Origin of the sequence: Streptomyces gossypii (genome assembly GCF_025165795.1) — a bacterium.
Classification (GTDB): domain Bacteria; phylum Actinomycetota; class Actinomycetes; order Streptomycetales; family Streptomycetaceae; genus Streptomyces; species Streptomyces gossypii.
This window is the reverse complement of sequence record NZ_JAJAGO010000013.1, coordinates 167,686-187,102: the sequence shown is the minus strand read 5'-3', so window position 1 is coordinate 187,102 and position 19,417 is coordinate 167,686. Positions and strand designations below refer to the sequence as shown.

General features: G+C 71.3%; 21 protein-coding genes and 1 riboswitch. Of the genes, 9 read left to right on the top strand and 12 right to left on the bottom strand.

Annotation, left to right across the window (positions count from 1 at the left end):
* Positions 1–94: 94 nt before the first annotated feature.
* The 3 genes from LHJ74_RS26330 to LHJ74_RS26320 all read right to left on the bottom strand — a co-directional run bounded on the left by LHJ74_RS26330 (position 95) and on the right by LHJ74_RS26320 (position 2,101).
* Positions 95–526 carry an SCO2097 family morphological protein gene (locus LHJ74_RS26330; RefSeq protein WP_260220733.1) on the bottom strand — a complete coding sequence of 144 codons (432 nt, stop codon included), beginning with the start codon at positions 524–526 and terminating at the stop codon, positions 95–97.
* Between the two features lie 232 nt (positions 527–758).
* Complete coding sequence (locus LHJ74_RS26325) at positions 759–1,508, bottom strand: methyltransferase (protein WP_260220732.1); 750 nt, start codon at positions 1,506–1,508, stop codon at positions 759–761.
* Between the two features lie 65 nt (positions 1,509–1,573).
* The gene (locus LHJ74_RS26320; protein WP_260220731.1) at positions 1,574–2,101 is read right to left on the bottom strand and encodes an SAV_6107 family HEPN domain-containing protein; all 528 of its coding nucleotides are present in this window, start codon (positions 2,099–2,101) and stop codon (positions 1,574–1,576) included.
* Between the two features lie 251 nt (positions 2,102–2,352).
* Here LHJ74_RS26320 and LHJ74_RS26315 point away from each other — a divergent pair, with 251 nt between their 5' ends.
* Together LHJ74_RS26315 and LHJ74_RS26310 are read left to right on the top strand one after the other, a co-directional pair.
* Positions 2,353–2,973 carry a TetR/AcrR family transcriptional regulator gene (locus LHJ74_RS26315; protein WP_260220730.1) on the top strand — a complete coding sequence of 207 codons (621 nt, stop codon included), beginning with the start codon at positions 2,353–2,355 and terminating at the stop codon, positions 2,971–2,973.
* Between the two features lie 11 nt (positions 2,974–2,984).
* Complete coding sequence (locus LHJ74_RS26310; RefSeq protein ID WP_260220729.1) at positions 2,985–4,421, top strand: phytoene desaturase family protein; 1,437 nt, start codon at positions 2,985–2,987, stop codon at positions 4,419–4,421.
* On the opposite strand, the gene LHJ74_RS26305 is transcribed toward LHJ74_RS26310, so the two are convergent.
* The 6 genes from LHJ74_RS26305 to LHJ74_RS26280 all read right to left on the bottom strand — a co-directional run bounded on the left by LHJ74_RS26305 (position 4,415) and on the right by LHJ74_RS26280 (position 9,416).
* Positions 4,415–5,542, bottom strand: a complete 1,128-nt coding sequence (locus LHJ74_RS26305; protein ID WP_260220728.1) for a hypothetical protein — start codon at positions 5,540–5,542, stop codon at positions 4,415–4,417. The genes LHJ74_RS26310 and LHJ74_RS26305 overlap by 7 nt on opposite strands.
* A 36-nt stretch (positions 5,543–5,578) precedes the next feature.
* The gene (gene metF / locus LHJ74_RS26300; RefSeq protein ID WP_260220727.1) at positions 5,579–6,502 is read right to left on the bottom strand and encodes a methylenetetrahydrofolate reductase [NAD(P)H]; all 924 of its coding nucleotides are present in this window, start codon (positions 6,500–6,502) and stop codon (positions 5,579–5,581) included.
* Positions 6,503–6,616: 114 nt separating this feature from the next.
* A complete protein-coding gene (gene thiE, locus LHJ74_RS26295) occupies positions 6,617–7,288 on the bottom strand; it encodes a thiamine phosphate synthase (protein ID WP_260220726.1) in 672 nt (223 codons plus the stop codon).
* Positions 7,289–7,386: 98 nt separating this feature from the next.
* The gene (locus LHJ74_RS26290; protein ID WP_260220723.1) at positions 7,387–7,752 is read right to left on the bottom strand and encodes an Rv2175c family DNA-binding protein; all 366 of its coding nucleotides are present in this window, start codon (positions 7,750–7,752) and stop codon (positions 7,387–7,389) included.
* Between the two features lie 33 nt (positions 7,753–7,785).
* Entirely contained in the window at positions 7,786–9,033 is a 1,248-nt protein-coding gene (locus LHJ74_RS26285; RefSeq protein WP_260220721.1) for an NAD(P)/FAD-dependent oxidoreductase, read from the bottom strand.
* A gap of 41 nt (positions 9,034–9,074) precedes the next feature.
* Positions 9,075–9,416: an avidin-fold protein gene (locus LHJ74_RS26280; protein ID WP_260220720.1), complete on the bottom strand. Its 342-nt coding sequence runs from the start codon at positions 9,414–9,416 to the stop codon at positions 9,075–9,077.
* A gap of 85 nt (positions 9,417–9,501) precedes the next feature.
* Positions 9,502–9,613, top strand: a riboswitch (TPP riboswitch).
* Here LHJ74_RS26280 and thiO point away from each other — a divergent pair.
* The 6 genes from thiO to LHJ74_RS26250 all read left to right on the top strand — a co-directional run bounded on the left by thiO (position 9,610) and on the right by LHJ74_RS26250 (position 16,134).
* The gene (gene thiO, locus LHJ74_RS26275) at positions 9,610–10,815 is read left to right on the top strand and encodes a glycine oxidase ThiO (RefSeq protein WP_260220719.1); all 1,206 of its coding nucleotides are present in this window, start codon (positions 9,610–9,612) and stop codon (positions 10,813–10,815) included. (Overlaps the previous riboswitch by 4 nt.)
* Entirely contained in the window at positions 10,812–11,042 is a 231-nt protein-coding gene (gene thiS / locus LHJ74_RS26270; protein ID WP_260220718.1) for a sulfur carrier protein ThiS, read from the top strand. Before thiO ends, thiS begins: the two co-directional genes overlap by 4 nt.
* Positions 11,043–11,086: 44 nt before the next feature.
* Positions 11,087–11,932 (top strand): thiazole synthase, encoded by an 846-nt coding sequence (locus LHJ74_RS26265; RefSeq protein ID WP_311203354.1) that lies wholly within the window; start codon positions 11,087–11,089, stop codon positions 11,930–11,932.
* Positions 11,933–12,090: 158 nt separating this feature from the next.
* The gene (gene pknB / locus LHJ74_RS26260; protein ID WP_260220716.1) at positions 12,091–14,130 is read left to right on the top strand and encodes a Stk1 family PASTA domain-containing Ser/Thr kinase; all 2,040 of its coding nucleotides are present in this window, start codon (positions 12,091–12,093) and stop codon (positions 14,128–14,130) included.
* A 356-nt stretch (positions 14,131–14,486) separates the two neighbouring features.
* Positions 14,487–15,257 (top strand): transglycosylase SLT domain-containing protein, encoded by a 771-nt coding sequence (locus LHJ74_RS26255; protein WP_260220714.1) that lies wholly within the window; start codon positions 14,487–14,489, stop codon positions 15,255–15,257.
* A 4-nt stretch (positions 15,258–15,261) separates the two neighbouring features.
* The gene (locus LHJ74_RS26250) at positions 15,262–16,134 is read left to right on the top strand and encodes a deoxyribonuclease IV (RefSeq protein WP_260220711.1); all 873 of its coding nucleotides are present in this window, start codon (positions 15,262–15,264) and stop codon (positions 16,132–16,134) included.
* 67 nt (positions 16,135–16,201) lie between these two features.
* Here LHJ74_RS26250 and LHJ74_RS26245 read toward each other — a convergent pair whose 3' ends face one another.
* On the bottom strand, positions 16,202–16,825 hold the full coding sequence (locus LHJ74_RS26245) for a sulfite oxidase-like oxidoreductase (RefSeq protein WP_260220710.1): 624 nt from the start codon (positions 16,823–16,825) through the stop codon (positions 16,202–16,204).
* Between the two features lie 203 nt (positions 16,826–17,028).
* Here LHJ74_RS26245 and bfr point away from each other — a divergent pair, with 203 nt between their 5' ends.
* A complete protein-coding gene (gene bfr / locus LHJ74_RS26240; RefSeq protein ID WP_260220709.1) occupies positions 17,029–17,508 on the top strand; it encodes a bacterioferritin in 480 nt (159 codons plus the stop codon).
* Here bfr and LHJ74_RS26235 read toward each other — a convergent pair.
* Positions 17,489–17,776 carry a (2Fe-2S)-binding protein gene (locus LHJ74_RS26235; RefSeq protein WP_260220785.1) on the bottom strand — a complete coding sequence of 96 codons (288 nt, stop codon included), beginning with the start codon at positions 17,774–17,776 and terminating at the stop codon, positions 17,489–17,491. The two genes, bfr and LHJ74_RS26235, sit on opposite strands and share 20 nt — an antisense overlap.
* A 140-nt stretch (positions 17,777–17,916) precedes the next feature.
* Positions 17,917–19,269, bottom strand: a complete 1,353-nt coding sequence (locus LHJ74_RS26230) for a class II 3-deoxy-7-phosphoheptulonate synthase (protein WP_260220708.1) — start codon at positions 19,267–19,269, stop codon at positions 17,917–17,919.
* Positions 19,270–19,417 lie beyond the last annotated feature (148 nt).

The window sequence follows — 19,417 nt, the reverse complement described above, 5'->3', positions numbered from 1 at the left end:
AAGGGGTGGGTCCGCCTGATCGGGCGGACCCACCCCTTCGTGATCGTCATGGAGAGGGCGGGAAGGGAGGAGCAGGAGGTGGATCCAACCGGATCTAACCCCGCTCGTCCCGTCTACGCTGCCAGCGCTCCTCGATGCGGTTCATCACCGAACGACGCTGACGTGGCTGCCGGCGCTGTCTCGTACCGCCGCCCGCCGCCGCACCGGATGGTGCGGAACCGGACTCGCCTGCGGCCTGCTGCTCCTCCCCGGGCTTCGGAGCCTTGCGCCAGCCGGTCACCGCGAGCACGGCACAGCCGAGCATGACGAGGAAACCAACGACACTGACCCAGATCTGCTGGGCGACCATACCCGCCATGAGGAGCGCGATACCCACCAGAAAGCCCGCGACCGCTTGATACACCCGCTTGCGCGTGTACTTGCGCAGCTCGCTTCCCTCGAGCGCTGTCGCGAACTTGGGATCTTCGGCGTACAGCGCTCGCTCCATCTGCTCGAGCATGCGCTGCTCGTGCTCAGAGAGCGGCACGGAGTCCTCCTACTCGTCGGTCGCGGGGGCGACCGGATGCGACCCTTCAAGGATAGGCAGGGAATCGCCCCCGTGAAACCCGCCCTCTACGCCAATTCCTCCCACTTACGCCCGCATGCCGGGCAGTGGTGATGGTCGGTGCATTCCGTGCATTCCCTCACCGCCTTTCCGTCATGCCGGACGGTGTGCCTCGATCATACGGCGAGTAGCAGACAATCGGGCGGGCTGTGTTCTACCGCACCTCGGCCAGCACATGAAGCCGGCTCGCGACCGAGTGGAAGGCGGGCAGCACGGAGGCGGCGGCCTCCAGTCGCCCCAGCGCCTCCTCGGCGTCGGACTCCGATTCCTCCGTCAGCCCCGGCACCAGGTCGGTGAAGATCCGCACCCCGTGCACGGAGGCGACCTCCAGACCAGTGTCCGTGACCAGGCTGGTCAGCTGCTCGGCGGTGAAGCGGCGGGGCATCGGGTCGCCGTCGCCCCAGCTGCCCGCGGGGGCGGCGAGAGCCTGCTGTGCCTCCGCGAAGTGACCGGCCAGGGCGCGCGCGAGCACGGCTCCGCCGAGCCCGGCGGCGAGCAGGCTGAGCGTCCCGCCGCCCGGACGGAGCGCGGCCACGGCGTTTCGCAGCCCCTCCGCCGGATCGTCGACGTACTCCAGGACGCCGTGGCAGAGCACAGCGTCACAGCCGCCGCGCTCCACCACGTCGAAGAGCCCGTGGATGTCGCCCTGCACACCGCGCACCCGCTCGGCGACCCCGGCCTCCGCCGCGCGCCGCTCCAGGGCGAACAGCGCGTTGGGGCTGGGGTCGACGACCGTGACGCGGTGCCCGAGCCGGGCGACGGGCACCGCGAAGTTGCCCGTACCACCGCCGGTGTCCAGGACGTCCAGTTCGGCACGGTCGGCGCTCTTGGCCCGCCGGTCTAGCGCGTCCTTCAGCACCTCCCAGACCACGGCGGTACGGAGGGAAGCACTGGGGCGGGACATGGCGGTGGCTCCTCGGCAACTCTTTGTGCGGGTGCTGCCCAGCCTAGTCGCGCGTCAGGTGAGGTTCAGCCCGCGCGGGGCCGGGCGTCCCATGCCTCGGCGTCTCCCGGTGCCACCCTCGGCTGCGGCAGCGCCGGCTGGGACACCAGCATGCGCTCCACCAGCCGCAGGAAGACCCCGGTGTCGCGCACCAGATCGTCCGCGTCGCGCCAGCTCGCCGCGCCCGGGATGCCCGCCTCCGCGCGAGCCCGGCGCGGGGCGCCGGAGGCGAAGAGGGCGCTCCACTCGGTCAGTTCGGGTGCGACCTCGGGCAGCACCTCCCAGGCGCTGCGTATGGCTCCCCGGCGGCTGCGCCGCCGGGGTGCACCGCTTCTGCGGCGCGGGCTCGGCTCTTCGGGGCGTACACGCACGGCGAGCACCGCCGCCGCGGTACGCAGTGCGGCGAGATGGGCGGTTGCATACCGCTCGTTCGCGGTATGCATCGCCACCGCCTCGTCGAGCCCGTGCTGCGCTTGTGCGAGCAGGGCCAACGCGGCGGGCGGCGCCGAGGCACGGCGGAGGACGGGATGGACATCGTTCGGGGGCCCGTGCATGGCGAACCTCCTGCAGTCGTCTGACGGTTCCGATGATTCGGCCGTATGCGCATATCGTTGCGCATGGCACTGACAATCGGCTCCGACCTGCACAAACACCTCGCGCCTGGCCGATGCCGGGGCCACCGGCCAGGCGAAGCGTTCCTTTGGGCCGACCGGTCGGCCCAAAGGAACGTGCCAAGGAGAGCGAGGAACCACCGAGGGGCGCTACGCGGCCCTCTCCGCCGCAGCGGTCTGTGACAATCAGCGCCATGGACACGAGCAGCACGCGCCGTACGACCACCCGGCAGAAGCTCTACCAGGCGGCGGTGACGCTCATCGCCGAACAGGGCTTCTCCTCCACCACGGTGGAGGAGATCGCCGAGCGCGCGGGTGTCGCCAAGGGCACGGTCTACTACAACTTCAGGAGCAAGACCGAACTCTTCGAGGAACTGCTGCGGCACGGCGTCACGCTGCTCACCGCCGAGCTCCAGCGGGCCGCCGACGACACGGTCGAAGCGGGCGGCAGCCGGGTCGAAGCGCTGGACGCGATGATCCGCGCCGGGCTCACCTTCATCGACCGGTATCCGGCCTTCACCCAGCTCTACGTAGCCGAACTGTGGCGCACCAACCGCAGTTGGCGGCCCACCCTGATGGCGCTCCGGCAGCAGGTGGTCGCGGTCGTCGAGACGGTGCTGCGCGACGCGGTGGCCAAGCACGAGCTGAGCGAGGACGTCGACGTCCCGCTCACCGCCGCCGCACTGGTGGGAATGGTCCTGGTCTCGGCGCTGGACTGGCAGTCCTTCCAGCCGGAGCGTTCGCTGGACGAGGTGCACGACGCGCTCGCGCTGCTCCTGCAGGGTGGGGTCGGCGGCCTGCGAGCAGCCGGTTAGAGTCCCTGCTCATGGCACGGATTGCGGTGATCGGCGCCGGGATGGGCGCCATGGCGGCGGCGGCACGGCTGGCAGTGGCCGGAAACCGGGTGGCGGTGTACGAACGCGCCGAAACCTACGGCGGCGGGGTGCGGCGCTACGAGCGCGACGGCTTCGCCTTCGACACCGGCCCCGGACTGCTCCGGCTGCCCGCCGTCTACCGCGATCTGTTCGTGAAGACCGGCCGCGAGCCGCTGGAGCGGTGCGTCGAACTGACCCAGACCGACCCGGCCGCGCGCCACCACTTCGCGGACGGCACCAGCGTCACCCTGCCGAGCACCTCCCGTGCCGGTGTCATCGCGGCGCTGGACACGGCGCTCGGGCCGGGATCGGGCGTGCGCTGGAGCGAACTGGTCGCCCGCGCCCGCACCGTCTGGGAGGCGACACGGCGCCCGCTGCTGGAGGAGCCGCTCCAACCCGGGCACGAGGCGCTGGAACACGATCCCTACCCGGCGCTGCGCCGGCGCGGGCTGCTCCGCCGCCGCACACCGGAGCTCGCGGGAATCGCGGCCGACGAACTGCGTGACGCACGGCTGGCGGCCCTGCTGGAGAGCTGCGCGGGCGCCTACGGCTTCCTGCCCGGTCAGGCCCCGGCGAGCGCGGCGGTACTGCCCTACCTGGAAGAGACCTTCGGCACCTGGTATGTCCGCGGCGGCATGCGCGAGCTGGCGACGGCGGTCTATCAGCGGTGCCTGGCCCGCCGGGTGGAGTTCCACTTCGGGACGGCGGCCGAACGCCCGCTGGTCCGGGGTGGCAGGGCGGTGGGAGTGGAACTGTCCGGGGGCGGCATGGTGGAGGCCGACGCGGTGGTCTGGGGTGGTGGCCCGGCGATACCCGGCACGGAGGGCACCGGCGCGGGCACCGAGCTGACCGGCACGGCCGGGGCGAGCGCCCGGTTCACGGTGCTGCTCGCGCTGCGCGGCGCCCGGCCCGCGGACACCGTGCACCGCACCGTCGTGCACGGGGCGGACCGGAGGGTGACGGTGCTGCGCCCCGACGATCCGGCACTGCGCCCGGACGAGGAGCATGAGACGGCGGTGCTGTCCGTCGTGCTGCCCGCCACCGCGACGGCCGCAGCCGTGGCGGAACCGGAGCGGTTGGCGGACGAACTGCTGGCCGCCGTCGACGCCGCCGGGCTGGGGCTGGGCGCACGCGTGCTGTGGCGGGTGCCGCGCACCCCCCGGGACAACGAGACGGAGACCGGGACGCCGGGCGGGCTGGTCCCCACCCCCGCGCTGGCCGGGTCACGCGGCGCGTATCTTCGCGCACCGAACCAGGCATCCACGGCGGGCCTGTACCGGGTGGGAGGCTGGTCCCACCCGGGAGGCGGGCTCGCGCACGCCGGAATGTCGGGCGCGCTGGCGGCGGGCCTGTTCGTCGGGGGCGCGGACTGGCGCGGCTCTCAGTAGCCCTGCTGGCCGTAGCCGTTGCCCGAGGTGTCGTAGCCGTACCCGTCGCCGTCGTACTGCGGCCCGTCGTAGCCGCCTTCGCCCTGGACGGGGAAGCCCTCGCCGGGATAGCCCTGGCCTGGATAGCCCTGGGCATTGCTGCCGTCCTGGTACGGATAGCCCTGCCCGGGGAGCTGCCCCGGGCCCGCGTGGCGCTGCTGCGGCATCCACACTCCGCCCGGCGGCGTGTCCGGGTAGGGGTTCTGAGCGCCGCCGGGGTACGGCTCCGGCTGGGCGTACGGGGCGTCCGGGTACGGCGCCTCTGGGTACGGGGCGTTGCCGTACGGCTCAGGCGGGGCCGCGTACTGATCCGTGGGGTACACGGTGCCGTAGCCCTCGGAGGGCTGGACGGCGGCCTCCGCCGGTGCGCCTGGGGCGTAGGACGGGGGCTCGGGCGCGTACGACGGGGGCTGCGGCGCGCCGGACGGTGGGTCGTAGGCCGGTACGCCGCCGCTGCCGTAGGCGTCGAAGGAGGCGGTGGCGTACTGGCCGGGGTCGTGTGCGGGCTCGTACTCGGGGTACGGCTCCGCATAGGAGGCGTAGTGGTGCTGCTCCTCCCAGCCGCCGTTTCCGGGTGCGTGACTCGGTGGCGGCGGCGGTGCCTGGCCGCCCCGGTCGTAGACGCCGTACTCCCCCGTGTCGTCGGGCAGCGGCTGCGGCTCGTACGTCTGGGGCTCATGCGTCTGGGATCCGTACGTCTGCGGCTCGTATGCCTGGGGTTCCTGCGCATACGGCTCGTGCGTCTCCAGGCCGGACACCTGGAGCACCGGCTCGGCGTCCGCCGGGCTCGGGTCGCGCTCTCCCCGGCGGCGCCGGCTGGAGCCCGGCTTGCCGCCGAGCGCCCAGCCGGTGGAGAAACCGCGGCGGTAGGAGTGGGTGACCAGGGTCTGGCCCACGGCGAAGGCGATGGTGCCCAGGGCGATCACGATGATCGAGAGCATCACCACGCCGGCGGCAACGACGGAGAAGCCGCCGAAAGCCAGCAGCCGCCAGCGCAGCCGCGCCTTGTACTGGAGCAGCACCTCGCCCAGCAACCACAGCGCGACGACTCCGAACGCGATATAGAGGACCGCCCAGCCCATGTACGCCCCTCTTCCCGCCGCCGCCGCTCAGGTCGGTCAGCCCGAGGACTCCCTGTGGAGTCCCAGTTTCTCGTGGATTTCCAGCGTCGCCGTGGAGTGGTTGAGCGTAATGAAGTGGAGTCCGGGGACATCCTCGGCCATCAGTCTCGCGCACAACTCCGTCGCGTACTCGATCCCGATTGAGCGTACAGCGGCCGGATCGTCTTTGGCTGCGAGGATGCGTTCCGCGAGGCCCGGCGGGAAGGTGGCGTTGCTCAGATTCGCGAAGCGCTCGATCTGCCGCCAGTTGGTGACGGGCATGATCTCCGGGATGATCGGGGTCTCGCAGCCCGCGGCGGCCGTGCTGTCGCGCAGCCGCAGGTAGTCCTCGGCGTTGAAGAACATCTGCGTGATCGCGTAATCCGCGCCGGCGCGGCACTTGTTGACGAAGTGGCGGACGTCAGTGTCCCAGTCCGCGGAACGGGGGTGCATCTCGGGGAACGCCGCGACGCCGACGCAGAAGTCTCCGGACTCCTTGATCAGCTCGACGAGCTCGGAGGCGTAACTGACGCCGTCCGGGTGGCGCACCCATTCGCCCATCGGGTCGCCGGGCGGGTCACCGCGCACCGCGAGGACGTTGCGGATGCCCGCGCCCGCGTACTGGCCGATGACGTTGCGCAGTTCTGCTCGGGAGTGGTTGACAGCCGTCAGGTGGGCGACGGGGGTGAGCGTGGTCTCGGTGGCGATGCGCTCCGTCGAGGTGACGGTGCCTTCGCGGGACGAGCCGCCGGCGCCGTAGGTCACCGAGACGAAGGTCGGTGCGACCGCCTCGATGCGCCGCAGCGCGTTCCACAGCGTCCGTTCGCCCTTCTCCGTCTTCGGTGCGAAGAACTCGAAGGAGTACGAACGGGTGCCGGATGCGAGCAGCTCGCGGACGGTCGGGGTGCGATCTGTCCTGGTGGAAGAGGTACCAAGGGCCATGAGTGCAGGTTAACCGCCCACGCAAGGGTGCATCGCGCCGACGAGGGCGCTATGCACCGTCCCGTCCGCCTTCCTGCGGCGCCGAGTGGACGTCTCACTCTCTCCCAGTAGCCCTCAGAGTCCGGAGAGTGGCCGCTCGCGCAGTCGCGCGGCCAAAGCGGCGGCGGCTGCCGCCGGATCCCGGGCCTCGGTGAGCGCGCGGACGACGACGACCCGCCGGGCACCGGCGGCCAGCACCTCGTCCAGATTCTCGGCGTCGATACCGCCGATCGCGAACCAGGGGCGCGACGGGGCCAGCGAGGCGGCGTACCGCACGAGCGGCAGGCCGGGGGCGGCGCGGCCGGGTTTGGTGGGGGTGGGCCAGCATGGGCCGGTGCAGAAGTAGTCGACGCCTGGCTCGGTCACCGCGGCCGCCACCTCCGCCTCGGCGTGCGTCGAGCGGCCCACCAGCACGTCTTCGGCACTGCCGCCCAGGATGGCGCGGGCGGCTGGTACGGGCAGGTCGCCCTGGCCCAGGTGGAGTATGTCGGAGCCGATGGCATGCGCCACGTCCGCACGGTCGTTGACGGCGAGCAGCGCGCCGTGGCGGCGGCAGGCCGCGGCGAAGACGGCGAGGTGCTCCAACTCCTCGGCCGCCTCCATGCCCTTGTCACGGAGCTGCACGATGTCGACCCCCGAGCCGAGCACCGCGTCCAGGAACTCGGGGAGGTCTCCCTGATCCTTGCGTGCGTCGGTGCACAGATAGAGCCGGGCGGCCTGGAGCCGCTCTCGGGCGGTGCGGGACATGCTGCGTTCCCCCCGTGAAAAGGGGTGCATGGGCCCCGCGGGGCCCATGCACCGCGTGTCGTCGGACTCTCGGTTCAGCGGTTCAGCGGTTCAGCAGCTCAGACGGCGAGGGCCTGGGCGCGGCGCTTCACCTCTGTCCCGCGATTCTCGCGCAGCGCCTGCGCCGGTGTGCCGGGCAGGCTGTCATCGGGCGTGAACAGCCATTCCAGCATCTCCTCGTCGGTGAAGTGGTCGTCCTTGAGCAGGGTGATGGTGCCGACCAGGCCCTTCACCACCCGGCCGTCGTCGACGAAGTCGGCGGGCACCTGCAGCACGCGGTTCTCTCCCCGCCGCACCGCGATCAGCTGACTCTCCTTGATCAGCTGGCGGATACGGGTCACTGGGACGTCGAGCATCTCCGCGACGTCAGGAAGAGTGAGCCAGGCGGGGACGAGAGCATCGGTCTTTGCGTCAATCTCGGTCACACCCACCAGACTGCCACTTCGCACTGACAGTCACTACCGCAGTGCCTTCTTCAGGGCTAGTGCCGGGTCCGCCACGAGGACCGGATCCAGCTGCGTGCCCTGCTGCACGAGCTTGCGTCCCTGCGCCAGGTCGCGGGGGCGGCCGACGGCGAGCAGCGCGGTCAGCACCCCGTCCCGCAGCCAGCACACCGACCAGGCCGCGCCGCTCGGATCGCCGCGCCGCACCAGCTGATCGCCTTCCGAATGCTGCCCGGCGTACTGCACGAAGCGGCCGAACTGCTCGGACCAGAAGTACGGCACCGGGTCGTACGTCTTTGCCGTCTGCCCCGCATGGCCCTCGGCCACCAGGTTGGCGGCGGCCACCCGGGCGCTCTGCAGCGCGTTGTCCCAGTGGTGCACGAGCAGTCGTCTGCCGTAACGGGCGGAGGGGAAGGACGCGCAGTCACCGACGGCGTAGACGTCCGGCACCGAGGTGCGCAGCTCCGCGTCCGCGCGGACCGAGCCGTCCGGGCAGAGTTCGACGCCGGATCCGGCCAGCCAGCCGGTCGCGGGCCGGGCACCGATACCGACGACCACCGCGTCGCCGGACAGCTGCTCGCCGCCCGCGAGCAGCACGCCGTCCGGTGTGACGGCGGCCACCGGGGCGCCGGTGCGCAGCCGCACGCCACTCTCCTCGTACCAGCCGCTCATATATCCGGTGACCTCCGCGGGCAGGGCGCCCGCCAGCGGCCGGTCCGCGGCCTCGACAACGGTCACCTCGCAGCCCGCCTCGCGCGCCGCCGTCGCGAACTCCGCGCCGATCCAGCCCGCACCGACCACCACCACGGAGCCGCGCCGCAGCAGTACGGGGCGCAGCCGGGCGGCGTCGTCCAGGGTGCGCAGCAGGTGGACGGCGGAGGGTGAGGTCGCTCCGGGCGGCGGGGCGGGTGCCGCCCCGGTGGCGAGGACCAGCCGGTCGTAGGGCACCGCCTCGCCGCCGCTGGTGTCCAGCAGGTGCGCGGCGGGCCGCAGTCCGGTGATCTCGCGGCCGAGTTCCAGCCCGATGCCCAGGTCGTCGTAGTCGGTGTCGAACTCGGAGCCCTCGGCCTTGCCCAGCAGCACCGCCTTGGAAAGCGGCGGGCGGTCGTACGGCCGGTGGGACTCCGCTCCGATCAGGGTGATGGTGCCCGCCCAGCCCTGCTCACGCAGTTGCACCGCGGTCTGCACCCCGGCCATCCCGGCTCCGACGATCACGGCTCGCTCGGGAGCCCGGTGCGGGGCCCCCTCAGGGCTGTCAGTCACCCGGTGACTCTATCGGCCTCCCCCGCGGAAAGGGGAGGCCGTCAGCGGCGCACCTGCTCGACCGCGCTGGTGCCGCTGCCCGGCTGCGACTCCCACTCCCAGCTCTCCTCCAGGCGCAGCCGCCCGTCGGGAAGCGCCGTGACCCGGCTGAGGCAGTGTCCGGAGGCGGTGCTTCCGTCGGTCCGCAACTGGACATAGCGGAAGTCCAGTTGGTCGCCCGCGCGCGTACCGACCAGCTCGCCGTGCACGACGTCACCGCCCTCGTAGTGGGCCCACACCCGGCCGTCCCGCTCCCGGTAGTCGAAGCGCGTACCGGTGCCGACCTGGCCGGGGCCCGCGTCGGCGACGGGAACGAAGAGGCAGCCGTCGAGCGAGGCTTGCATGAGGACTCCCTTACGACCTGGTGCACGATAGCCAGCGCACCAGGTCGTTACCGGGCGGCGGACGGGCGCAGTAGGGTGTCGACGGTACGACATACGCGGGAGCCCGGTGCACCGGGCTGAGAGGGAGGCTGGACGGCCTCCGACCGTACGAACCTGATCCGGTTCATACCGGCGAAGGGAGGATGGCATCCGCATGCGCAGCGTGAACCCCGACAGCCCTCCGGGCCCTGCGGGCCCGCTCACCCCCCGTCCGGACGTACTGGTGATCGGCGGCGGCGTCATCGGTCTGGTCACCGCCTGGCGGGCGGCGCAGCGAGGGCTGCGCACCGAGGTCGTCGACCCGGCGCCGGGCGGCGGTGCCGCGCAGGTGGCGGCGGGCATGCTCGCCCCCGTCACCGAGCTGCACTACGGCGAGGAGGCGCTGCTCGCTCTGAATCTGGCCTCCGCCAGGCGCTATCCCGGCTTCGTCCGGGAGCTGGAGGAGGCCGCGGGCCTGGAGACCGGCTACCGGGCCTGCGGCACGCTCGCGGTGGCTCTGGACGCCGACGACCGCGAGCACCTCCGCGAGCTGCACGCCTTTCAGCAGCGCTGCGGCCTGGAGTCGCAGTGGCTGAACGGGCGCGAGTGCCGGCGGCTGGAACCGATGCTGGCTCCGTCCGTACGCGGCGGGCTCCGGGTCGACGGAGACCACCAGGTCGACCCGAGACGGCTGGCCGCCGCGCTGCTCGCCGCCTGCGAGCGGGCGGGTGTCGCCTTCCGGCGCGCGTCGGCGGCGCGGCTGTCGGTCTCCGGTGACCGCGCCACCGGGGTCGTGCTGGCGGACGGCACCGAGCTGAGCGCGGACCGTACGGTGCTGGCGGCGGGCCCGGACAGCGGGCGGCTCGACGGCATACCGGCCGAACTGCTGCCTCCCGTCCGCCCCGTCAAGGGGCAGGTGCTGCGGCTGCGCGTCCCGGGCGCGTACGCGCCCTTCCTCTCCCGCACAGTGCGGGCCGTCGTGCGCGGCGGCCACCTCTATCTCGTGCCGCGCACGAACGGCGAGCTGGTCGTCGGCGCCACCAGCGAGGAGCTGGGCTGGGACAGCACGGTGACCGCGGGCGGTGTGTACGAGCTGCTGCGCGACGCGCACGAACTGATCCCGGGCATCACGGAACTGCCGCTGACCGAGACCGGCGCCGGGCTGCGGCCCGCCTCCCCGGACAACGCGCCGCTGCTGGGCCCCACGGAGCTGGCCGGACTGATCGCGGCCACCGGGCACCACCGCAACGGCGTACTGCTGGCACCCGTCACCGGCGACCTGCTCGGCGAGCTGCTGGCCACCGGCGACCTTCCCGAGCAGGCCCGCCCCTTCACCCCGCGCCGCTTCGGCGCGGCCGCTTCCGAGGAGCACCTCCGATGACCGGCATCCCCACCACCGCTGTCACCACCGCTGTCGCCGTCAACGGCGAGACGCGCGGGATTCCCGCCGGTCTCACCCTCGACCGGCTCGTCGGCGAGTTCACCGCCGCCCCGGCCGGCGTGGCGGCGGCCGTCAACGAGACGGTCGTACCGCGCGGGCAGTGGCCGGAGACCGTGCTCAATGACGGTGACCGGATCGAGATCCTGACCGCAGTCCAGGGAGGCTGAACCGCGCCATGAGCACCACCAGCACCACCAGCACCACCAGCACGATGAGCACCGGCACCACCGGCGCACCGCGCGACACCGCCCCGCCGCGGCCGGCGCCCGACCCCCTGACCCTCGGCGGCATCTCGTTCGCCTCCCGGCTGATCATGGGCACGGGCGGTGCCCCCAGCCTCGCCGTCATGGAACGCTCCCTGCTCGCCTCCGGCACCGAGCTGACCACCGTGGCGATGCGCCGTCTGGACCCGACGGTGCGCGGCTCCGTGCTCTCCGTGCTGGAGCGGCACGGCATCCGCGTGCTGCCGAACACCGCGGGCTGCTACACGGCGGGCGAGGCCGTACTGACCGCCCGGCTCGCCCGCGAGGCGCTGGGCACCGACTGGGTGAAGCTGGAGGTGATCGCTGACGAGCGCACCCTGCTGCCCGATCCGGTGGAGCTGCTGGACGCCGCCGAGACCCTGGTGGACGACGGTTTCACCGTGCTGCCCTACACGAACGACGATCCGGTGCTCGCCCACAAGCTGGAGGACGTGGGGTGCGCGGCGATCATGCCGCTGGGCTCCCCCATCGGGTCCGGCCTCGGCATCCGCAATCCGCACAACTTCCAGCTGATCACCGAACGGGCACGGGTTCCCGTCATCCTCGACGCGGGCGCGGGCACCGCCTCCGACGCCGCCCTGGCAATGGAACTGGGCTGCGCCGCGGTCATGCTGGCCTCCGCGGTGACCCGGGCACGGGAACCGGAGCTGATGGCGGCGGGCATGCGGCACGCGGTGGAGGCGGGCCGCCTGGCGTACCGGGCGGGGCGCATCCCCCGCCGCCACTTCGCGGACGCCTCCTCGCCCGCGGAGGGCATCGCGGCGCTGGACCCGGAGCGTCCCGCCTTCACCTGAACCGGTCCGCCGAGTGCTGCTCGCGAGCCCGCCGGCTGCCGTGCACCAGGTCGTCGGTCATGGCCACATCAACGAGTTGTCACCGTTCGGCTTCAGTGCGGCTCGCCCCGGGTCCCGGGTGGAGTGAGGCGTCAGGGGTGCCTCGTAGACTCTGCGCCGTGGATGCAACCCTTCATGACCCGATTCAGGGCCAGGTACTCGACGGGCGCTACCGCGTCGACGCGCGCATCGCCGTCGGCGGGATGGCCACGGTGTACCGGGCGCTGGACACCCGGCTGGACCGGGTGCTCGCGCTGAAGGTGATGCATCCCTCACTCGCCGCCGACCGCCTCTTCGTCGACCGCTTCATCCGGGAGGCCAAGTCCGTCGCCCGGCTCGCGCACCCGAACGTGGTCGGCGTCTTCGACCAGGGCACCGACGGCACCTATGTCTACCTGGCGATGGAGTACGTCGCGGGCTGCACGCTCCGTGACGTCCTGCGCGACCGCCGCGCGCTCCAGCCGCGCGCCGCCCTGGACGTACTGGAGCCGATACTGGCCGCCCTCGGTGCCGCGCACCGCGCGGGTCTGGTGCACCGGGACATGAAGCCGGAGAACGTCCTGATCGGCGACGACGGCCGGGTGAAGGTCGCCGACTTCGGTCTCGTGCGCACCGTGGACGGCCAGACCTCCGCCACCACCGACTCCATCCTCGGCACGGTCTCCTATCTCGCCCCGGAGCAGATCGAGCACGGCCAGGCCGATCCGCGTACGGATCTGTACGCGTGCGGCGTGATGCTGCACGAGATGCTCACGGGCGGGAAGCCGCACTCCGGCAGCACGCCCGCCCAGGTGCTGTACAAGCATCTGCACGAAGATGTCCCGGCGCCCTCCGCCGCGGTCCCCGGCCTGGCCGCCGCGCTGGACGGACTGGTCGCCCGCGCCGCCGCCCGTGATCCGGAGCAGCGCCCCGAGGACGCCGTCGCGCTGCTCTCCGAGGTCCGCGCGGCACGCGCCGCCCTCACCGACGAGCAGCTGGACGCCGTCCCGCCGCAGGCGAACGAGGCGGACGAGCCCGGGGCCGAGCACCTCACGAGCGTCATCCCCCGTTCCTTCGGCCTTTCCACGGCGCCTGCCGCTCCGGACCCGGGCTTCGAGGACACCACCGGTTCGGCCGAGCTTGCCGACTCCGTGCACCAGGACGACCTGGCGACGGTCCCAGGCGACGCCGGATACGGACCCGAGACCAATGGCGTTCATCACACCACCCGGCTGGCCTCGCCGCCCGCCGAGCCCCCGGCCGTGCCGCCGCCGGGGCCCGGCGCGCCGGGCCGGGCGGGCAGACGCCGCCCGAAGCCCGCAATGCTCGCCCTGCTGGGCGTGGTGCTGGTCCTGCTGCTGGGCACCGGGATCTGGTACATCAACTCGGGCCAGTTCACGCAGACCCCGGCCGTGCTCGACATGACGGAGTCAAAGGCCCGTGACGCCCTCGAGGAGAAGGGGCTCGACGTGCGGGTCGAGCGGGCGCACAGCGAGGCGATCGAACGTGGCCACGTCGTGAAGAGCGACCCGAAGCCCGGCGAGCGGGTCCGCGGCAACGGCACGGTGACCATCGTGGTCTCGCGCGGCCCGGACATCGTCAAGGTGCCCGACCTCTCCGGCAAGCCGCTCTCCGACGCGAAGGCTCAGCTCAAGGACGACGGGCTGAAGCCCGGTCTGATCAAGCGCGAATTCGACCCCGAGACGGCGCAGGGCTCGGTGATCCGTACCGATCCGAAGGCGGGGGCCGAGAAGCGCCCCGGTGCGGCGGTCGCTCTCACGGTCTCCAAGGGCCGCGAGATCGGGATCCCGGACGTCACCGGGGAGGACGAGGCCTCGGCACGGGAGGACCTCGAGGAGGTGGGCCTCAAGGTGCGCATCGCCCAGCAGCGGGTCTTCTCCGACGAGGACGAGGGGGACATCGCCAAGCAGTCCCCCGGTCAGGGCGCCATCGCCGCCAAGGGCGACACCGTCACGCTCACGGTGTCCAAGGGCCCGGACATGGTCGAGGTGCCGGACGTCGAGGGCATGAGCGAGAGCGACGCGCGCGAAGCCCTGGAGGGCGCGGGCTTCACCGTGAACGTGAACACGCTGTTCATCCGGGACAAGGTCTTCAACCAGTCCCCGGACAGCGGCGACGAGGCAGCCCGCGGGTCCGAGGTCACCATCTGGGTGCAGTGATCGGAAACCGGCACCGCCCGGTCCCGACCCTGCCGTGCGGTCGGTCGCATACCGTCACCCGAGGGCACCCGCCTGTGAGCGGTGCCCTCGGCCACTGTGAGCCCGCGCATAGGACGTACATCACTTACGAACCGGCCTAGTTGCCGCTTGCACGGACACGAGCGGGCGTGACCGGCATTTCGGGCAATGATCATTTGTCTCCGCACGAAAGCGGATAGTACGTCACATTGTTGATCTGAGAATTTGCGGGCTTTAACAATTGCTCTCGTCGCATGGTGCCGCGAAACAGAACGCGGCCCCGATCGCCCGTCCGCCGGCTGCACGCGACACAAGCAACCGAAAGGCCCGCTCGCACCATGCTCAACATTCCCCGCTACACCCGCATGACCAAGGCCACCAGGTATTCGGCCGTTGGTCTCCTTGCTGGAGCCGCAGCTCTCAGCCTTACCGTCGTACCCGGATCCGCCGACGACGGCGATGACAGCCAGAGCACCGCCACCACCGCGACCGCTCAGCCGGTCGCGTTCACCGGCCAGGCCGAGCACCCCGAGGCAGCGCAGAAGGGCGGCATCGCCCAGCAGGTCGATGCGGTACAGCAGCGGGTGCAGGAGGAGGCGGCCGCGAAGAAGAAGGCCGCCGAGGAGAAGAAGCAGGCCGCGGAGAAGAAGAAGGCCGCGGAGCAGGCCGCCGAGAAGAAGAAGGACGCCGCACAGCAGGCGAAGGCCGAGAAGACCCGCGCTGACGAGGCCGCCAGCCGCTCGGCCGACCGGTCGGGCGCCAAGTCCGCCGCGGCGAAGCCCACCTACTCCAACTCGCTGGACGGCTGGATCCGCGAGGCCCGGGCGATCATGAAGGAAAAGGGCATCCCCGGCTCGTACGAGGGCATCCACCGCAACATCATCCGGGAGTCCGCGGGCGACCCGAACGCCGTCAACAACTGGGACATCAACGCCCAGAACGGCATCCCGTCCAAGGGCCTGCTCCAGGTGATCCAGCCGACGTTCGACGCCTACCACGTGAAGGGCACCCCCAAGTCCCTCACCGACCCCGTCGCGAACATCGTCGCCGCCTGCAACTACGCGGCCGACCGCTACGGTTCGATGGACAACGTGGACTCGGCATACTGACCGAGTGAGCACACCACAGGAGCGCAACGCCATTGGCGGTCACGTCCCCGTAGCCGGGGGCCTGGCCGCCATCGGCCTTTCCCGGGCAGCGGAAATCGGTGCGGAAGCGGTACAGGTGTTCGTCGCCAATCCGCGCGGCTGGGCCGCACCTCCCGGGGACCCGGCACAGGACGAGGAATTCCGGACCGTCTGTGACGCACAGCGGATTCCGGTATTCGTCCATGCGCCCTATCTGATCAATCTGGGTTCACACACCAGGGAGACCGTCGAAAATTCCGTCTCCTCACTGCGCCATTCACTGCGGCGAGGGCGTGTGATCGGCGCGCGCGGCGTCGTCGTGCACACTGGCTCCGCGACCGGCGGACGTCCGCGCGCGGAGGCGCTGGCGCAGATCCGCGAGCGCACGCTGCCGCTGCTGGCCGAACTGACCCACGACGACGACCCCTGGCTGCTGCTCGAACCGACGGCCGGGCAGGGCACCTCGATCTGCTCCCAAGTCCAGGAGCTCGGCCCCTACTTCGACGCGCTGGAGCGCCATCCGCGGCTCGGCGTCTGCCTGGACACCTGCCACGCCTATGCGGCGGGCCACGATCTGGCCGCGCCCGGCGGCGTCAAGGAGACTCTCGACGCGCTGGTGGAGGCCACCGGCCCCGGGCGGCTGAAGCTGATCCACGCGAACGACTCCAAGGACGTCGCGGGCGCGCACAAGGACCGCCACGAGAACATCGGCTCCGGCCATATCGGCGCCGGGCCGTTCGAGGAGCTGCTGCGGCATCCGGCGACGGCCGGGGTGCCGCTCGTCGTCGAGACGCCCGGCGGCGCGGCGGTGCACGCGGCGGACATCGCCCGGCTGAAGGAGCTGCGCCCGAAGGGGTGAGCTCGGCCAGGTGAGCACAGCCACCGGCACCACACGGCACCGGCACACAGCGCATGTGCCGCACGCGCTACAGCTCGGGGCCCTCCCCCGGCTCCTCCTGGTAGGAGTAGCGCTGCTCCTCCCAGGGGTCGCCGACGTTGTGGTACCCCCGCTCCTCCCAGAAGCCCCGCCGGTCGGCCGCCATGTACTCAACACCCCGGACCCACTTCGGACCCTTCCAGGCGTACAGATGCGGTACGACCAGCCGCACCGGGAATCCGTGCTCGGCCGTCAGCGGCTCACCCGCACGGTGGGTGGCGAAGAGTGCGCGGTCGTCGGTGAAGTCGGCGAGCCGCATGTTCGAACTGAACCCGTACTCCGCCCAGACCATGACATGCGTGACCTCCGGCGCGGGCGGTGCGAGCTCCATGAGCGTACGGGTGCGCACGCCGCCCCACTCCGCCCCGACCATGCTGAACTTCGTCACACAGTGCATATCCGCCACCACCGTGTCGTAGGGCAGGGCGGAGAACTCCTCGTGTGACCAGCAATGCTTGTCGCCGTCGGCGGTGGCCCCGAAAACCCGGAACTCCCAGCGCTCGGGTCTGAATTTCGGCACCGGCCCATAGTGGGTAACCGGCCATCCGCGCTGAAGTCGTTGACCTGGCGGAAGCTGCGTCTGCTCCGATTCGCGGCTTTCCGGCTGACCCATGACTCCATGGTGACAGACGGCCGCCCCGGCGCCCGACCGCCCCCCGCCCAGAACCTACACAATCCTTAGATCTGGGCAATATCGCACAAGCCCGGACTGCGCCAATCTCCCAAATCAGGCAAGGCTCTACTTACTGGACGGGTCAGGGTCATGGTGCGAAGATGCGCGCAACCCGTCGACATCGCTTGGAAGGAGCCGCTGCCATGCAGGGCGACCCCGAGGTCATCGAATTCCTCAACGAGCAGTTGACCGCCGAGCTGACGGCGATCAACCAGTATTTCCTGCATGCAAAGATGCAGGAGAACTTCGGCTGGCCGAAACTGGCGGAGTACACCAGGGCCGAATCCTTCGACGAGATGCGGCACGCGGAGAAACTGACCGACCGCATTCTCTTCCTGGAGGGCCTGCCCAATTACCAGCGCCTCTTCCACGTGCGGGTGGGGCAGACCCTCACTGAGATGTTCCAGGCGGACCTGCAGATCGAGGTGGAAGCGGTCGACCGACTGCGCCGCGGTGTGGAGGTCATGCGCGCCAAGGGCGACATCACCTCGGCCAACCTCTTCGAGGAGATCCTCGCGGACGAGGAGCACCACATCGACTATCTGGAAACGCAGCTCGGACTTGTCGAGAAGCTCGGCGAGCCGCGTTACATCGCCCAGTTGGTCAAGCAGCCCGACTCGTAGCCGCAACCGCAACCGCGGCGGGGGCCGGGGCCGGGGTGCCCGGCGCCGGCATGGACGCCGGTGCCGCCTCGCCGGTGCCGTCCTGCTCGAGGACGGCACGGCGGGGGCAGGTGCCCCTGCCGAGCAGGCCCTGTATCCGGCGGACGCAGGAGCCGCAGTCGGTGCCTGCCTTGCTGGCGGAAGCCACCTGGCGCGGGGTGCAGGCCCCGGCATTCGCGTGCTCGCGGACCTGTTCCTCGGTGATGCCGAAGCACGAGCAGACGTACACGCGGTTCACCTCCGGCACGGGCGCGGTCGGGCAGATCAGAGTCACGACTCATTGAGTTTGGTAACCCTAACCTTACCCCTCGGGTGGCGTCCACCCGAGGGGCAGGGGACCCGCATCACAGCGACGGCCGCGATCCGCGCTCACTGGTCGCGGTACATCTCCGCCACCAGGAAGGCCAGGTCGAGCGACTGGCTCCGGTTGAGCCTCGGGTCGCAGGCCGTCTCGTACCGCTGGTGCAGATCGTCCACGAAGATCTCGTCGCCGCCGCCGACGCACTCGGTCACGTCGTCGCCGGTCAGCTCCACATGGATGCCGCCCGGGTGCGTGCCCAGCGCCTTGTGCACCTCGAAGAAGCCCTTGACCTCGTCCAGCACGTCGTCGAAGCGCCGGGTCTTGTGCCCGCTGGCCGCCTCGAAGGTGTTGCCGTGCATCGGGTCGCACACCCAGGCGACCTGGGCTCCGGAGGCGGTGACCTTCTCCACCAGCGTGGGCAGCCGGTCGCGGACCTTGTCCGCTCCCATCCGGGTGATGAAGGTGAGTCGGCCCGGCTCCCGCTCCGGGTCGAGCCTCTCGACCAGCGTCAGAGCCTCCTCCGGCGTCGTCGTCGGCCCGAGCTTCACCCCGATCGGGTTGCGCACCCTGGAGGCGAACTCGATGTGCGCCCCGTCCAGCTGCCTGGTCCGCTCACCGATCCACAGCATGTGCGCGGACACGTCGTACAGGGCGCCGCTACGGGAGTCCGTACGCGTCAGCGGGCCCTCGTAGTCGAGCAGCAGCGCCTCGTGCGAGGCGTAGAACTCGACGGTCTTCAGCTCCTCCGGGTCCGTGCCGCAGGCGTGCATGAACTTCATGGCCTGGTCGATCTCCCGCGCCAGCGCCTCGTACCGCTGGCCGGACGGGGAGCTGCGCACGAAGTCCTGGTTCCAGGCGTGCACCTGGCGCAGGTCGGCGTAGCCGCCGGTGGTGAAGGCGCGCACCAGGTTCAGCGTGGACGCCGAGGCGTGGTACATCCGCTTGAGCCGCTGCGGGTCTGGCCGCCGGGTCTCCGGGGTGAACTCGAAGCCGTTGACCGAGTCGCCCCGGTAGACGGGCAGCGTCACGCCGTCCCGCGTCTCCATCGGCTTGGAGCGGGGCTTGCTGTACTGCCCTGCGATCCGGCCGACCTTCACCACCGGGACGGAGCCCGCGTAGGTCAGCACTGCTCCCATCTGCAGCAGCGTCTTGAGTTTGTTCCGGATGTGCTCCGCGGAGACGGCGTCGAACGCCTCGGCGCAGTCACCGCCCTGGAGCAGGAACGCGTCGCCCCTGGCCACAGCGGCCAGGCGGTCCTTCAGGAGGTCGCACTCGCCGGCGAAGACGAGCGGCGGATAGGACTCGAGCTCGGCAATCACCTCGCTCAGCGCCTCGCCGTCCGGCCAGTCGGGCTGCTGCGCGGCGGGCAGGTCTCTCCAGGAATGGGCACCGTTTTTGGGGGCATTGGCGTTGGCAGTCACACAGCCCAGATTACGTGGTCATCGGGCGGGATCACCCGGCGTACCGATGGATGAGACGTGAAGGGCCGGTTGCAGGGCGTAGCGCCTCACCCGGCGCACTCCGGCGCTCGCGCACCGCGCTCGCAACGCCTCGCAGCGCCCGGAGCGC

What these genes read in the sequence shown, in the direction of transcription:
- LHJ74_RS26325 (WP_260220732.1), bottom strand. Translation starts at nt 1,508, where the DNA reads ATGTCCCGCCCCAGTGCTTCCCTCCGTACCGCCGTGGTCTGGGAGGTG.
- LHJ74_RS26320 (WP_260220731.1), bottom strand. Translation starts at nt 2,101, where the DNA reads ATGCACGGGCCCCCGAACGATGTCCATCCCGTCCTCCGCCGTGCCTCG.
- LHJ74_RS26315 (WP_260220730.1), top strand. Translation starts at nt 2,353, where the DNA reads ATGGACACGAGCAGCACGCGCCGTACGACCACCCGGCAGAAGCTCTAC.
- LHJ74_RS26310 (WP_260220729.1), top strand. Translation starts at nt 2,985, where the DNA reads ATGGCACGGATTGCGGTGATCGGCGCCGGGATGGGCGCCATGGCGGCG.
- LHJ74_RS26305 (WP_260220728.1), bottom strand. Translation starts at nt 5,542, where the DNA reads ATGGGCTGGGCGGTCCTCTATATCGCGTTCGGAGTCGTCGCGCTGTGG.
- metF (WP_260220727.1), bottom strand. Translation starts at nt 6,502, where the DNA reads ATGGCCCTTGGTACCTCTTCCACCAGGACAGATCGCACCCCGACCGTC.
- thiE (WP_260220726.1), bottom strand. Translation starts at nt 7,288, where the DNA reads ATGTCCCGCACCGCCCGAGAGCGGCTCCAGGCCGCCCGGCTCTATCTG.
- LHJ74_RS26280 (WP_260220720.1), bottom strand. Translation starts at nt 9,416, where the DNA reads ATGCAAGCCTCGCTCGACGGCTGCCTCTTCGTTCCCGTCGCCGACGCG.
- thiO (WP_260220719.1), top strand. Translation starts at nt 9,610, where the DNA reads ATGCGCAGCGTGAACCCCGACAGCCCTCCGGGCCCTGCGGGCCCGCTC.
- thiS (WP_260220718.1), top strand. Translation starts at nt 10,812, where the DNA reads ATGACCGGCATCCCCACCACCGCTGTCACCACCGCTGTCGCCGTCAAC.
- LHJ74_RS26265 (WP_311203354.1), top strand. Translation starts at nt 11,087, where the DNA reads ATGAGCACCGGCACCACCGGCGCACCGCGCGACACCGCCCCGCCGCGG.
- LHJ74_RS26255 (WP_260220714.1), top strand. Translation starts at nt 14,487, where the DNA reads ATGCTCAACATTCCCCGCTACACCCGCATGACCAAGGCCACCAGGTAT.
- LHJ74_RS26245 (WP_260220710.1), bottom strand. Translation starts at nt 16,825, where the DNA reads ATGGGTCAGCCGGAAAGCCGCGAATCGGAGCAGACGCAGCTTCCGCCA.
- bfr (WP_260220709.1), top strand. Translation starts at nt 17,029, where the DNA reads ATGCAGGGCGACCCCGAGGTCATCGAATTCCTCAACGAGCAGTTGACC.